Here is a 14594-nt window from a genome sequence, read left to right on the forward strand (position 1 = left end):
AATAGACCTCAATGATAAGCGTTTACCAGTTATGTTACAAAAAAAGGAGAACACATAATGGAAGATGAATGGTTAGCCATCTTTGATGAAGATGGAACACGAACAGGCGTAGCAACCCGTGAAGAGATTCATAGACTAGGGATTTGGCATGAAACAATCCATTGCTGGTTTATTACGCATGAAGCGGGAGTGGACTATATTTATCTTCAACTACGAAGTGATGATAAAAAGGATTATCCTAATCTACTGGATATTACTGTGGCTGGACATATTATGGCTCATGAAACTGTGGAGGATGGAATCAGGGAAATTCAGGAAGAGGTTGGGATTGAAGTTACATTTGACGAGCTAGTTCCATTGGGAATCATCAAGTACACCAACACAAAAGAAGAATTTATTGATAATGAGCTAGCTCATTCGTTTATCTATGCCAGTAGCAAGACATTTGATGAATACACCTTACAACGAGAAGAAGTGTCAGGAATAGTGAGGGCTACGTTCCAAGATTTTTATGATCTGTGGCTCGGAATTAACGAAGAGATCAGAGTGGAAGGATTTATCATCGATGAAAATGGAGAGAGACTGCCGGTAGATAAGAACGTAACGAAGGATAGCTTCGTCCCTCATGAGGATGCCTACTACGAAAGCGTAGTGAGAAAAATTGAAGTATACATACGATCAGCTCTAAAAAAGAAGAATAGCTCCTCACAAAGCAATTTGGCGAAATCCCACCAAGCGTAGCGTGGAGCTATTTTCTTGATCAAGCCAATTGTTTATAAAAAAACCTGGAGTAAATACTCCAGGTTTTTCTTCAGTTTATGCCTCTATTTCACGATATCAGTAAATTTAAAGTAAGAACCACCAAGCGGATAAATGACAAAGCCTTTAACCTTATCCGTTTTTACAAAAGGATTGCCACGGAAATGAATAGGTGCAATAGGCATTTCTTCCATCAAGATAGTTTCTGCCTGTAAGAATAATTGTTTGCGTTTTTCATTATCTGTTTCATTGTAGCTCTTGTCTAAGAGAGAAGCGAATTCTTTGTTCTCCCATTTTGCTATGTTGTTACCACCTTCCTTGTCCTTGAAGATTTCTAAGAAGTTGATTGGGTCGTTGAAGTCTGCTCCCCATCTGTAGTAAGCAAAATCGTAGTTTCCATTCTTTCTATCAGCATAGAATACTTTATATTCGTTATATTTCAGTTTAACATCAACGCCTAGGGTCTTTTTCCATTGGTCTTGCAGGGCTTGAGCTATTTTTAAGTTAATCGCATCGTTATCAAAGTAGTAGGTGACCTCAGGGAACGTGCTTAGTCCTGCTTCTTTCATACCTTCTTCTAAAAGTTGTTTTGCTTTTGCAGCATCTTCTTTAAAGTAACCATCAGGGTTGACACCCATTGAAGTTGGTACCCAACCATATGCTGGTGGGACATCTACTTGAACCACATTATCAATAAGAGATTGACGTTCGATAGCATATCCAAATGCCTTTCTGATTTTCGCATTGTTAAAAGGTGCTTTTGACGTATTAAAGGTAACTGCCATAGAACCAGGATTGAAGGCAACTTCCAGTTTGTTATCCTTTTTGTATTGTGGAATAGCGTCACCAGGAAGAGTGAAGGCAGGATAGCCAGCCCAATCTGTTTCACCTTGTTCAAACATGGAAAGTGCAGTATTACTGTCTTCAATGATAGTCATTTCAATGCGATCAAGAGGTACATTTGCTTTATCCCAGTAAGTTTCGTTTTTCACGAAAGTAATTTTGCTTTTATGTTCCCATGTTTCCATATTAAATGGACCATTACTTACTATTGTTTTTGGTTCGTTTGCCCAGTTAGGATTTCCTTCCACTGATGCTTTGTGAAGTGGGAAGAGGGTTGGGAAGAATACTAGCTCAAGGAAAAAGGGTGTTGGTGCTTTCAGTTGGAATTCTAGTGTGTGCTCGTCAATCGCTTTTACCCCCACTTGATCCACGGAGCCTTTACCTGTATTAAATTCTTCGCCACCTTTTATGTAATACAACTGGTACGCATAGCCGGAAGCTGTCTTCGGATCAAGATTACGCTTAATCGCATATTCAAAATCGTGTGCAGTTACAGGATCACCGTTATTCCACTTCATACCTTGGCGAAGTGTAAATGTGTACGTTTTTCCATCTTCTGAGATTTTATAATTTTCTGCTGCTGTATTGATGAGATTACCCTTGGTGTCATAGTTGGTCAATCCTTCGAACATGGCATAAATAATATCAAAAGAATTTGAATCTGTAGCAATACCTGGGTCAGCAGTTGGTGGTTCTGCATTAATGGTGTAGCGAAGTACTTTTTCGCCACCTTTTGCCGTTTCTGCTGGTGCCGTCTCTTCTTTTTTTCCTTCTACTTGTGGAGAAGCAGGTGTAGAACAAGCAGAAATACTAATTGAGAGGAGACAGAGACTTGCTAAACTGCTAATTACTTTTTTCATTCATTAATCCCCCTGGTTAGCGAATCTGAAACAGATAGGCCAATTTTTATATAATGATAAATAATTTTACATATATTTAAATAAAAAAATATAAAGTAAAGATAGTATAAAGAAACGATACTGTCAATCAAAATTGTATGACAAATCGAAAGTATCAAAATAAAGCAGGATTTGACAAATCCATTGTAGAATCGTAAGGGCTGGAAGAGTATTATGTAAAAAAGGGTAACAATATGTAGAGAGTTTTGTCGTTTATTTTAGTTGAAATAGAAGAAAAATGATGGATAATATTAAAGAACTTCAAGGGATTACTTCCTGATAGGCATGACAAAACAACCGCTAAAGAAGAATCATCTTCTTCGAATGGACTTCGCATAGAAGTTTTTCTTAAGGAGGAAACATCGTGGCGAAATTTGCCGATAAAAAAATATATTCCCCATACCGTACTTTATCACGGGATGAGTGGAGAAGGTTACGTAATGAGACGCCTAAGTACCTCATAGAACAAGACCTACAAAAGTTGCAGAGCTTAAATGAAAAATTATCCTTGCAGGAAATTAAAGAAATATATTTGCCACTCTCTCGTCTATTGAATATATATGTGGGGGCATCCCAGGAGCTGTTCAAGGCAACGGACACTTTTTTGGGAAGCAAGACAGAAAAGGTTCCCTTTATCATAGGGATCGCAGGCAGTGTAGCTGTTGGAAAAAGCACGACTGCGCGCGTACTTCAGTCCTTGTTAGCAAATTGGCCTAACCATCCAAAGGTAGCCTTGATTACTACGGACGGTTTCCTTTACCCGAACGAATTTCTGGAACAGCGTGGTTTGATGCAAAAGAAAGGGTTCCCCGAGAGCTATGATATCGGGAGGCTGATTCAATTTCTGGCGGATATCAAGTCAGGAGTAAAAGAAGTATCCTGTCCTTTGTACTCTCATCTTTCCTATAATATCGTTCCCGATCAAAAACAGCTTGTCTCACATGCTGATATTCTGATTGTAGAGGGATTAAATGTGCTTCAGATAGGAACAGAATCTGAGGTGAAACCACCATTGTTCGTCTCTGATTTCTTTGACTTTTCTATTTATGTGGATGCAGAAGAAAAAGATATTGAACAGTGGTATTTGGATCGTTTTTTACTCTTGAGAGAAACTGCTTTTCGCAATTCTGCTTCCTATTTCCATCGATATGCTACATTAACGGATGAAGAAGCGGTGCATGTAGCGAGAGGTATCTGGAGAGAAATTAATGCGGTTAATTTACAGCAAAACATTTTACCTACCCGATATCGGGCGGATCTAGTTCTCTTAAAAGGTGGAAACCATGCGGTTAAACAGGTGAAATTACGCAAATTATGAGGTTTCGGTGATATACTGAAACTGTTTAGTGGCATTGTCTTTTAGCAGGGCTACCAGTAAGATGAGAAGGACAAGCATAATCTCTACATATTGAGGTAAAGGAGCTGGGTTAGATGAGCGCGAATGAAGCTTTGCTAACACTGGAGGGTTGGTTTTCCTACCATGATTTTCGTAAGATTGACTGGGGTAAGTGGAAAGCCGCTTCCGAAGAAGAACGCACAGCTGCTATCGATGAATTGCAGACGTTAATGAATACCTGGCAGGATGATGAATCAGCGACAGACGGAAGTACTTCTGTTTATTCCGTACTTGGTCATAAGGCAGATCTTAGCTTTATCTTTTTGCGTCCAACAATAAATGAGCTAGAGGCATTGAAGACCGCTTTTAATAAATCGCGATTTGCCGATTATACAACTACAGACTACTCTTACATTTCAGTTGTAGAATTGAGTAACTATGTGAATAATCCTGGAGAAGATCCGAAAGCGAATCCGCATGTTCGAGAGCGTCTCTATCCGGTCATGCCTAAATGGAATCATTTCTGCTTCTATCCAATGAACAAAAAACGTGGAGAAAAAGAAAACTGGTACTCCATGTCGATGGAAGAACGTCGTGATTTAATGCGCGTTCATGGTTTAACTGGTCGTAAATATGCCGGGAAAATCAAACAAATCATTGGTGGTTCTGTAGGCTATGATGACTGGGAATGGGGTGTTACCTTGTTCGCTCACGATCCACTTGATTTGAAGCACATCGTATATGAGATGAGATTCGACGAGGTAAGCGCTAGATTCGGTGAATTCGGTGATTTCCTAGTTGGTAACTATGTAGATACCGACTCTGTTAAGAAAATGCTTCAGGTTTAAATTAGACTACGATTCATAACTATATAGAATGGCGTGATAATCGATATCGGTTTTTTCACGCCTTTTTTTACGTATAAGAAAGTGTAAGCTCCTAGACTACGCTTCCTTATAAGCATGAAAAACATCCGCTAAAGAAGAACTAGCAGAAGTTTTCTTATTATATGGGAATACTTAGATTCATGTGTGTAGTAGGAAAGCAGGAAGTGTAACTCTTCTTACTCATTTAACAATCAAGTTACTGCGTTATAATGTCATGAATGTAAGAAGATAAATGATAATGAAAAGTAAAAAAATATGTCAACCATGGATAAGTCGATGCTATCTGTTAAAGACGGGGGATCATAATGAGTAATAATCTAAACATTCGAATGGAAAAAGACTTTTTAGGTGAAAAAGAAGTTCCCAAGGATGCCTATTACGGTATTCAAACGTTACGAGCTGTAGAAAATTTTCCGATAACAGGTTATAAATTGCACGTAGAATTAATTAAAGCATTAGGATATGTGAAAAAATCAGCAGCTCTTGCCAACATGGAGACTTCGCAACTTCATTCGACATTGGGCGAACCAATCGTACAGGCTTCCCAGGAAATTATCGATGGCATGTGGTACGAACAATTTATTGTAGACCCAATTCAGGGCGGTGCAGGTACATCAATCAATATGAACGCCAATGAAGTAATTGCCAACCGTGCTTTGGAGCTTATGGGTAAGGAAAAGGGAGATTATTTCTCTCTAAGCCCCAACACGCATGTCAATAAAGCACAATCGACAAATGATGCGATTCCAACAGCAATTCATATAGCAGTATTGCGTCTAATTGACCAGTTGTTGGTGACGATGGAGTCACTTAAAAACGAATTTACACGTAAATCCGAACAATTCGACCATGTAATTAAAATGGGACGAACTCATCTACAAGATGCTGTACCAATTCGATTGGGTCAAGAGTTCCAAGCCTACAGTCGTGTACTAGGACGCGACATCAAGCGAATCAGTCAGACACGTGAGCATCTGTATGAGGTTAACATGGGGGCAACAGCAGTCGGTACGGGATTGAACGCCGACCCACAATATATTGTGCGTGTTGTAGAGATTTTGGCTGAACTGACACAGCTTCCACTAGTTAGTGCAGAGAATCTGGTAGATGCAACACAAAACACAGATGCTTATACAGAAGTATCTGCTTCCTTGAAAGTATGTATGATCAATATGTCTAAAATAGCTAATGATCTTCGTTTCTTGGCATCAGGACCACGTGCAGGTATTGGCGAGATTAGTTTGCCAGCCCGTCAACCAGGTTCATCTATCATGCCAGGTAAGGTAAACCCAGTAATGCCGGAATTGATTAATCAAGTGGCATTCCAGGTTATCGGGAACGATCACACGATCTGCCTTGCTTCAGAAGCAGGTCAGTTAGAGTTGAATGTAATGGGACCAGTCCTCGTATTCAATTTGATTCAGTCTCTTAGCATCATGAACAATGCGTTTAAAGCTTTCCAAGAGTTCTGTCTGGAAGGTATCGTAGCGAATGAAGAGCATTGCCGTGAATATGTAGAGAAAAGCGTTGGCATCATTACTGCACTTAACCCACACTTGGGTTACGAACCAGCAGCTCGTATTGCACGAGAGGCAACGCTGACAGGACGCTCTGTTCGTGAACTATGCCTAGCGTATAACGTTTTAACAGAAGAAGAATTGGATATCATTCTGGACCCGTATGAAATGACGCATCCAGGGATTGCTGGTAAAGTATTACTAGATCGGGAATAAGATAGTAAATATAGTAGCAGTCTGACTGAAAATAGTCAGGCTGCTTTTCCATATGAATTTGGGTATAAGGAGGTTTAGCTATGATTGGAATATTAGGGGGAATGGGACCAAAATCTACTGGTCCATTTATTGATAAAGTAGTTGAACAATGTCAAAAGATTTACGGTGCCAAATATGACATCGATTTTCCTCATATGATGATTTACTCATGTCCAACGCGGTAAACAAGTATTTATCATTTTCAAGTAATGAATAGTGGTATAGAATTCCGCTCTTTTCAAAATGTATGAATCTGTGATATTATTTATAATAATTATTATATGAAAATAAATACATATTTTTCTTCACTAATTCCTAGGAGGTTTGCACGATGTCTATCTATGATTTTTCAGCTCAAACCACAGCAGGTCGTGATATTCCATTAGATAAATACAAGGGAAAAGTTATGTTACTTGTAAATACCGCAAGTAAATGCGGATTGACGCCTCAATATAGCGATTTGCAAAAGCTATACGAACGCTATCAAGAAGAGGGGTTAGAAATTCTCGGTTTTCCATGCAATCAATTTGCTGAACAAGAACCAGGTACGAGTGAAGAAGCGGTATCCTTCTGTCAGCTAAACTACGGAGTTACCTTCCGTGTATTTGCTAAAATTGATGTGCGTGGTCTACAGGCGCATCCTCTTTATCAATATCTGATTGAGGAAGCTCCTTTCCAAGGTTTTGATCAAACAAATTCAAGCGGACGTTTACTTCAAGCAGTCCTTGAAAGCAAGCACCCAGAATTATTGCCGGGTGACGGAATCAAATGGAACTTTACAAAATTCTTGGTGGATCGTAACGGTAATGTTGTACAGCGCTTTGAGCCTGCTGTAGATCCACTTGATATGGAAGAAGCTATTAAACAACTGTTATAAGCTGACATGAAAAGGAGGGCGAGTCCCTTCTTTTTTTATTTGAAGATTTCTTTTAATGACTACTGTAGTGGTTAGCAGAAGAAGCACATTTTTTGTCTGTGAACTCGGTAAGGTCTCGCGAGGGAGCGAAGACTCTTAGCGAGGGGTGAAAAGAGAAGCTGGTTTTCTTCCCGACAGTTGGAAGAAAACGATCTTTTATTATCGGTTGTTGCAAATGGTTAACAAATTCCGAAAAGACTGATAACATTAGGGTTAGGTCTTCCTTTCACCAACTGTATACAACCATGCAATGATTTCATCAAGTAAGTAGGACATTTCATTCCCTACAGGAGGTTTATTGTTCATGAAAGAATTCCAGTTGATACGACCACCTGAAATTATCCGTAGAAGCAACTGGCGAGATCGCTATGAAACAAAAGTGGTACAATGGCTTGTTCCTTGGGATGGAGAAGAAGAGATCGAGATTGGCTTGGTCGGTGTTCCTCTATCCAAAACCTCGATTAGTGTTTCCGGGGCTTCTCAGACACCAAATGCACTGCGTGAACTATTTACTGCCGCAACAACCTACAACATAGACTACGAAATAGATCTGGCGCATCTAATCGCCCGTGATTTGGGTGACATCCAGATGCATGTCACAGATCTTGCCCGCTGCCACTCCAATATCGAGGCGGGAATGACTGAGCTTTATTCGCATTTTCCTAAGATTTTCCCCATCATAGTCGGTGGAGATCACTCCATTACCTGCCCATCTGTTAAGGCATTTTCCAAGCGTTATGAAGGAAATATTGGCATCGTTCAGCTCGACTCCCATATGGATGTCCGCAATCTTCAGGATGGTGGCCCGTCAAACGGAACTCCAATAAGAGGACTGCTTGAGTCTGGTACGGTTAACGGAAGACATATCGCTCAGATCGGGTTACATAGCTTTGCCAACTCCAAGCCATACCGTGAATATGCCAAAGAACAAGGAATCTCTCAGTTTACTGCCAGACAAGTAGCAAAAGAAGGAATTGAGCCTTTGATTCACCAAGCTTTGGAGATTGCCGGAAACGGTACGGAAGCCATATATGTCACGATTGATATGGATGTACTGGACCAATCGTTTGCACCGGGAGTTCCAGCGATGGTACCTGCGGGAATGACCTCATGGCAGTTGCTTGATGCTGCCTATCTATTAGGTAAACATCCTATGGTTAAAGGAGTAGACATTGTTTGCGTTGATCCGGTACAAGACTCACGTCGCGCCACTGTGCGGACAGCTCTCTACACCATGCTAACCTTTTTAACTGGATATACCTCACGCCCCTCATCATAGATGTATACACACTCTTTTTTCATTTTGTGACCAAAATACAAGGAAAGAGAAGTGACCCTCCCATGACTACAACCAATAAAAGAGAAATTCGTGCTCCACGCGGAACAACCTTACATGCTCAAGGCTGGCAACAAGAAGCGGCTTTACGTATGTTAATGAATAATTTGGACCCTGATGTAGCTGAACGCCCGGAAGATCTAGTCGTTTATGGCGGTATCGGGAAGGCAGCCCGTAATTGGGAGAGCTTTGATAAGATTGTTGAATGTCTCAAAAACCTGAAAAACGATGAAACTTTGTTAATTCAATCTGGTAAACCTGTAGGAATTTTCCGTACCCATGAGATGGCTCCTCGTGTGTTGCTATCCAATTCCGTGTTAGTCCCAGCCTTTGCGAATTGGGAGACCTTCCGTGAATTGGATAAGAAGGGCTTGATGATGTATGGACAAATGACTGCAGGAAGCTGGATTTATATCGGAACACAGGGAATCTTGCAAGGAACTTACGAAACCTTTGCCGAAGCAGCAAGACAGCATGCTAGCGGAACATTAAAAGGTACCATAACCTTGACTGCCGGAATGGGAGGAATGGGAGGAGCACAACCGCTAGCTGTTACGATGAATGATGGCGTAGCGATTGTAGTTGATGTAGATGCGTCACGTATACAACGACGGATCGATACCAGATATTGCGATGTGATGGTTGATACGCTCGACGAGGCATGGAAACTGGCAACAGAAGCCAAGCACGAAGGTAAAGCTCTTTCTATTGGTCTAATAGGAAACGCCGCAGATATTTTCCCTGAGATGGTGAAGCAAGGGCTTATTCCTGGGTTCGTAACAGACCAAACATCAGCCCACGATCCATTAAACGGCTATGTTCCAGTGGGATATACATTGACTGAAGCTGTGCATCTAAGAGAGACAGACCCTGATCAATATATTCGCTTTGCCAGGCAATCGATGGCGACACATGTACAGGCGATGCTGGACTTGCAAAAGGCTGGCTCTGTCGTCTTCGATTATGGGAATAACATTCGTCAGGTAGCTTTTGATGAAGGAGTTAAGGATGCATTTTCATTCCCAGGCTTTGTACCAGCTTATATTCGACCTCTCTTCTGTGAAGGAAAAGGGCCTTTCCGCTGGGCTGCATTATCGGGTGATCCTGAAGATATCCGTAAAACGGATGAGCTTGTGTTAAAGCTTTTTCCTGAAAATGAACATCTTCGCCGCTGGATTACGATGGCACAAGAGAAGGTAGCCTTTCAGGGATTGCCAGCTCGCATCTGCTGGCTAGGCTATGGAGAACGGGTAAAAATGGGTCTTGCTATCAATGAACTGGTGCGAAGCGGTGAAATCTCTGCCCCGATTGTAATTGGACGTGATCATCTGGATTGCGGTTCTGTTGCTTCACCTAACAGGGAGACAGAAGATATGAAGGATGGAAGCGACGCAGTAGCGGACTGGGCCATTCTGAATGCACTCGTTAATACATCAGCAGGAGCTACCTGGGTATCTGTCCATCATGGCGGAGGTGTAGGTATGGGCTATTCTCTGCATGCCGGAATGGTTGTGGTGGCAGATGGAACGAAGGAAGCGGAGGAGCGCCTGACGAGAGTCCTCACGACTGATCCGGGAATGGGTATTATTCGTCATGCAGATGCCGGATATGAAGAAGCAATCGAAGCTGCCAAAGAGAGAGACGTGCGAGTGCCAATGCTAGACATATAGAACATCTTTTCTTACATCATGTTTCATGAAGCTGAACATCAAGGCAAGGAGGTTTACATCCATGCAAAAAATTGACCTACTTATTCATAATATTGGCACGTTGCTTACCATGGCGGGAAAGAACGGTCCTCGAACAGGTGCAGACATGTCTCAAGTATCCCCGGTTGAACAAGCAGCTATTGCTATTGCTGATGGGCGTATTTATGCTTGCGGCCCTGAGGAAGAGGTCTGGTCACGAATCAGTGATCTTGTAATCATGGAGCAACTGGATGCAAAGGGACGTTTGGTCACCCCCGGTCTTATTGAGCCACATACCCATTTGGTACATGCAGGTTCAAGAGAGAATGAACTTTCTATGAAGCTAAAGGGTGTTTCCTATCTGCAAATACTGGAGCAAGGTGGAGGCATTTTGTCCACTGTTAGGGCAACCAGGTTAGCTACGGAAGATGAGTTGTACGAAAAGGCGAAAACGAGTCTGGATCGTCTGCTTTTATGCGGCGCTACTACAGTAGAGGCAAAGAGTGGATACGGATTAACGCTCGAGGATGAATTGAAACAATTACGGGTAACTAAGCGCTTACACGATACCCATCCTGTAGATCTTGTTTCTACTTTTATGGGTGCACATGCTGTACCCCTCGAATATAAGGGAAGAGCTGATGAATTTACCGAGTTGATTATTAACGAAATGCTTCCCGAGGTAAAAAGGCTTGCGCTGGCAGAGTATTGTGATGTGTTTTGTGAGCACGGAGTATTTAGCGTAGAGCAAACACGCAGAATCTTGCAAGCTGCAAAGGATTTAGGCTTCGGGTTAAAAGTGCATGCAGACGAAATCGAACCGCTTGGCGGAGCAGAGCTGGCAGCGGAGATGGGATGTATCTCTGCAGAGCATTTATTGGCAGCAACGGATGCTGGATTGGAAGCGATGGCTAAGGCAGGAGTGATCGGTGTCTGCCTGCCAGCCACTTCTTTTAATCTAAGACTAACCAAACATGCAAGGGCTCGTAGCATGATTGAAAAAGGAGTCCCTGTAGCGTTGTCTACCGACTATAATCCGGGCAGTTCTCCTACTGAATCTCTTCCGTTAGTGATGACATTGGGATGCCTTCATTTAGGGCTGACACCTGAAGAAGTTCTGACCGCAATGACCGTCAATGCAGCGTGGGCAATCGGAAAAGGGGAAGAGGTAGGCACGCTTGAGGTAGGGAAGAGGGCTGATCTGGTCATGTATCAAAAAGAGGCAAAAACCCTCGCCTATTTGCCGTATCATTTTGGGATTAACCATGTCGATACGGTCATAAAAAATGGCCAAATCGTGGTAAAACATGGCTCATTATTATATGGATAGTAGAGTGGAAAGAGAATATCAGGTACCATGAACTTTCTCACATTCATATTTTCCAAGGAAAGTACTAATGATATTGACTTTTATCAACAATGTAGTAGAATGAAAATGAAGCGAATAAAGTAGTAGCAGGCGTGTTACTGTTATTCAATATGACAGGCATGAGCCCACAAAGGAAGTTAGCTCTGACACTAACAGTGAAGGGTTAAGATTTTCCATTGTTGGCTCTTTTTTTCATTAAAATTACTACAGTACACGTATTAATCACTTTTTTAGCACCGGCTTCACACTTTATCTAATAAATTGGTGGTGTCTGCGTGAGTAAAAACCAAGATTATAACATTATTAGAATCCTTAGTAACAACGTTATCTTGGTAAATGATTCTGCGACAAACGCGGAGCTAATTTTACTAGGTAAAGGACTGGGGTTCGGTCAAAAGACAGGACATTCCGTACCACGAAACGATGTACGGATTGAGAAACGATTCCGAATGGATAACGAGGATCATTTGGAGCAATATCAATCGTTGGTTTCTCAAATTGATCAAACTGTCATTGAACTGGCAGCAGAGATCATATCATGGATTAGTGAAGAGATTACCTCGGATATTAACCAATCGATTCATGTGGCATTACCCGATCATATCCAGTTTGCGCTACAACGCATAGAGAATAACATGGAGATTGTAAATCCATTTTTGTTCGAGATTCAAGCGTTATACCAAAAAGAGTATTTGTTAGCGGAAAGAGCAGGAAATCTGATAGAAGATACTTTTAAGATTCATATTCCTGAAAGTGAAATCGGTTTTCTAGCTCTGCATATCCATTCAGCAATCAGTAATATACCGGTTGCCCAGACAGTTAAGCATACTACTTTAATTCGAGAAATGGTTGACGCGGTAGAGAAGAGACTCAACCTGAAGTTAGCACAAGATAGCTTGTCTCACTCCAGAACGATCACACATTTTCGTTTTGTCCTGGAACGATTGGTCGAAGGTAAGACGATTACGAACCCGTTGCTTGATCGAGTAAAAAGTATGTTGCCTGAGGCATATCAGCTAGCAGAAGAATTGGCGGAGCTGATTACAGAGAAGCTGGGAGTCACTGTTTCTGAGGATGAAATTGGATACATGGCGATGCATTTATTCCGTTTGTTCCAATTAGTAAAAGATTAATTACATTAATAACCTAAATAAATCGCGTGTTACTAGTACGACTAGGCATGAGCGAATGAAGATGGTGCATTCTATATCTAATGATATAGGTACATGCCCATTCCATTTTGCTCGTGCTTTTTTCTGTGAAAAACGTCTAGACGTTTTTCACAAAATTGGATGTGACCGCTTGCGGTCCAACCAAACGGTCATGACCGTTTGGTTAGAAAACAACAAATGATATAACTTCCTGAGGAGGACTAACTATGTTTGGTAAATTATTTTCTCGTAATAAAGATAAAGGTGCAGTTACCTTCGTAGCTCCCTTAACTGGTAAAGCAGTTCAGTTAGAAGCAGTTCCTGACCCTGTATTTTCACAAAAAATCGCTGGTGACGGTATAGCAATCGAACCAACTGAAGGCTTGTTGGTAGCACCTGTTGATGCCAAAGTTATCCATTTATTTAACACTGGTCATGCGATCGGACTTCAGACAGCAGATGGTTTGGAAATTTTGATGCACCTAGGTATCGATACCGTTAACTTGGGAGGAAAAGGGTTCAAAGCCTTGGTAGAAATCGGTTCAGAAGTAAAAGCTGGGGATGCTTTGATTGAATTTGATATTGAGGTTATTAAAAACGCAGGATATCCACTGATTACACCAATTATTATCACAAATGGTGATGTTGTTGAAAAAATGGAGAAACATTTAGGTGAAGTTACCCACGGTCAAGGGAACGTATTAGAGATTACTGTAAAAGCCTAACTGACCAAAATACCTACTGGATAATGAGGGATAAAAATGAGAGTAATCGTATCTGGAAGTTATCAAGATCTGAGTAAAAAAGCAGCGGAGATTATGGCAGAACAAATCAACAAAAAGCCTGAATCCGTACTTGGTTTAGCTACTGGCAGCACACCGATTGGCATGTATAAAGAACTAATTGCCATGAATAAGGATGGGAAAGTGGACTTTAGCAAAGTAACTACCTTTAATCTGGATGAGTATGTGGGACTAACTCCTGATCACGACCAAAGCTATGACTACTTTATGTGGGATAACCTATTCTCTCATGTAAATATTATGAAAGAGCAAACAAACATTCCATCAGGAATAGCCGCTGATTTACCTACGGAGTGTGCTTCCTATGAGAAGCTAGTAGCCAAAAAGGGTGGTATCGACATTCAAATTCTGGGTGTTGGTCATAATGGGCATATTGGTTTTAATGAGCCAAGTGATTCATTCACCATTTCTACACATGTAATCGAGTTAGCATCACAAACAATTGAAGCTAATGCTCGTTTCTTCGAAGAGAAATCTCAGGTTCCTAAGAAAGCCGTAACAATGGGAATTGGAGCAATCATGAAAGCACGTCATGTGTTGCTGATTGTGAACGATAAGAGTAAGGCAGAAGCAGTTCGTCAATTGTTTAGTGGCAAAGTAGATCCTCAAGTACCTGTTTCTATTCTACAGCTTCATCCGAATCTGACCATTCTGGTTGATCGTGAAACAGCAGACTTACTACCATTAAATGAGGATTCTCGCGAGGTTGTATTACAAGGATAGTCCTGTAAAGCAGGAACAGTAATATACTTAATACTGACGTATGAGCACACGTGGTAAGGTGATTCGTGAAGCCTTATGTGAATATCATATGAGGCTTCACTGTTACAATATA

Annotated in this window: 12 protein-coding genes and 1 pseudogene; 12 read left to right on the forward strand and 1 reads right to left on the reverse strand. The window is 41.3% G+C overall.

Annotation, left to right across the window (positions count from 1 at the left end):
• The first annotated feature begins 57 nt into the window (after positions 1–57).
• Positions 58–741 carry an NUDIX hydrolase gene (locus LM917_RS07445; protein WP_232696871.1) on the forward strand — a complete coding sequence of 228 codons (684 nt, stop codon included), beginning with the start codon at positions 58–60 and terminating at the stop codon, positions 739–741.
• A gap of 83 nt (positions 742–824) precedes the next feature.
• Here LM917_RS07445 and LM917_RS07450 read toward each other — a convergent pair whose 3' ends face one another.
• Complete coding sequence (locus tag LM917_RS07450; protein ID WP_232696872.1) at positions 825–2462, reverse strand: peptide ABC transporter substrate-binding protein; 1638 nt, start codon at positions 2460–2462, stop codon at positions 825–827.
• A gap of 403 nt (positions 2463–2865) precedes the next feature.
• On the opposite strand from LM917_RS07450, the gene coaA reads away from it, so the two are divergent.
• The 11 genes and pseudogenes from coaA to nagB all read left to right on the forward strand — a co-directional run bounded on the left by coaA (position 2866) and on the right by nagB (position 14482).
• The gene (gene coaA / locus LM917_RS07455) at positions 2866–3819 is read left to right on the forward strand and encodes a type I pantothenate kinase (RefSeq protein ID WP_232696873.1); all 954 of its coding nucleotides are present in this window, start codon (positions 2866–2868) and stop codon (positions 3817–3819) included.
• Between the two features lie 113 nt (positions 3820–3932).
• Complete coding sequence (gene hemQ, locus LM917_RS07460; protein WP_232696874.1) at positions 3933–4685, forward strand: hydrogen peroxide-dependent heme synthase; 753 nt, start codon at positions 3933–3935, stop codon at positions 4683–4685.
• Between the two features lie 344 nt (positions 4686–5029).
• Positions 5030–6457, forward strand: coding sequence for an aspartate ammonia-lyase (gene aspA, locus LM917_RS07465; protein WP_232696875.1), 1428 nt, complete (start codon positions 5030–5032; stop codon positions 6455–6457).
• Between the two features lie 80 nt (positions 6458–6537).
• Positions 6538–6675 (forward strand): annotated as a pseudogene (locus tag LM917_RS07470) (amino-acid racemase); the annotation flags it as partial.
• 152 nt (positions 6676–6827) lie between these two features.
• A complete protein-coding gene (locus LM917_RS07475; protein WP_232696876.1) occupies positions 6828–7373 on the forward strand; it encodes a glutathione peroxidase in 546 nt (181 codons plus the stop codon).
• A gap of 343 nt (positions 7374–7716) precedes the next feature.
• Positions 7717–8691, forward strand: a complete 975-nt coding sequence (locus tag LM917_RS07480; protein WP_232696877.1) for an agmatinase family protein — start codon at positions 7717–7719, stop codon at positions 8689–8691.
• 62 nt (positions 8692–8753) lie between these two features.
• Positions 8754–10418 (forward strand): urocanate hydratase, encoded by a 1665-nt coding sequence (gene hutU / locus LM917_RS07485; RefSeq protein WP_232696878.1) that lies wholly within the window; start codon positions 8754–8756, stop codon positions 10416–10418.
• A 61-nt stretch (positions 10419–10479) separates the two neighbouring features.
• The gene (gene hutI / locus LM917_RS07490) at positions 10480–11766 is read left to right on the forward strand and encodes an imidazolonepropionase (protein WP_232696879.1); all 1287 of its coding nucleotides are present in this window, start codon (positions 10480–10482) and stop codon (positions 11764–11766) included.
• A gap of 314 nt (positions 11767–12080) precedes the next feature.
• Entirely contained in the window at positions 12081–12938 is an 858-nt protein-coding gene (locus tag LM917_RS24620; protein ID WP_232696880.1) for a PRD domain-containing protein, read from the forward strand.
• A gap of 245 nt (positions 12939–13183) precedes the next feature.
• Positions 13184–13681, forward strand: a complete 498-nt coding sequence (locus LM917_RS07500) for a PTS sugar transporter subunit IIA (protein ID WP_232696881.1) — start codon at positions 13184–13186, stop codon at positions 13679–13681.
• A gap of 36 nt (positions 13682–13717) precedes the next feature.
• A complete protein-coding gene (nagB, locus tag LM917_RS07505) occupies positions 13718–14482 on the forward strand; it encodes a glucosamine-6-phosphate deaminase (RefSeq protein WP_232696882.1) in 765 nt (254 codons plus the stop codon).
• Positions 14483–14594: the final 112 nt, after the last annotated feature.

Origin of the sequence: Brevibacillus daliensis, assembly GCF_021245735.1 — a bacterium.
GTDB classification, from domain to species: Bacteria; Bacillota; Bacilli; order Brevibacillales; family Brevibacillaceae; genus Brevibacillus_B; species Brevibacillus_B daliensis.

Excerpts from the sequence above, each read along its gene's own strand:
- LM917_RS07475 (WP_232696876.1), top strand. The coding sequence starts at position 6,828 with ATGTCTATCTATGATTTTTCAGCTCAAACCACAGCAGGTCGTGATATT.
- LM917_RS07500 (WP_232696881.1), top strand. The coding sequence starts at position 13,184 with ATGTTTGGTAAATTATTTTCTCGTAATAAAGATAAAGGTGCAGTTACC.
- hemQ (WP_232696874.1), top strand. The coding sequence starts at position 3,933 with ATGAGCGCGAATGAAGCTTTGCTAACACTGGAGGGTTGGTTTTCCTAC.
- nagB (WP_232696882.1), top strand. The coding sequence starts at position 13,718 with ATGAGAGTAATCGTATCTGGAAGTTATCAAGATCTGAGTAAAAAAGCA.
- LM917_RS07445 (WP_232696871.1), top strand. The coding sequence starts at position 58 with ATGGAAGATGAATGGTTAGCCATCTTTGATGAAGATGGAACACGAACA.
- LM917_RS07480 (WP_232696877.1), top strand. The coding sequence starts at position 7,717 with ATGAAAGAATTCCAGTTGATACGACCACCTGAAATTATCCGTAGAAGC.
- LM917_RS07450 (WP_232696872.1), bottom strand. The coding sequence starts at position 2,462 with ATGAAAAAAGTAATTAGCAGTTTAGCAAGTCTCTGTCTCCTCTCAATT.
- aspA (WP_232696875.1), top strand. The coding sequence starts at position 5,030 with ATGAGTAATAATCTAAACATTCGAATGGAAAAAGACTTTTTAGGTGAA.
- hutI (WP_232696879.1), top strand. The coding sequence starts at position 10,480 with ATGCAAAAAATTGACCTACTTATTCATAATATTGGCACGTTGCTTACC.
- hutU (WP_232696878.1), top strand. The coding sequence starts at position 8,754 with ATGACTACAACCAATAAAAGAGAAATTCGTGCTCCACGCGGAACAACC.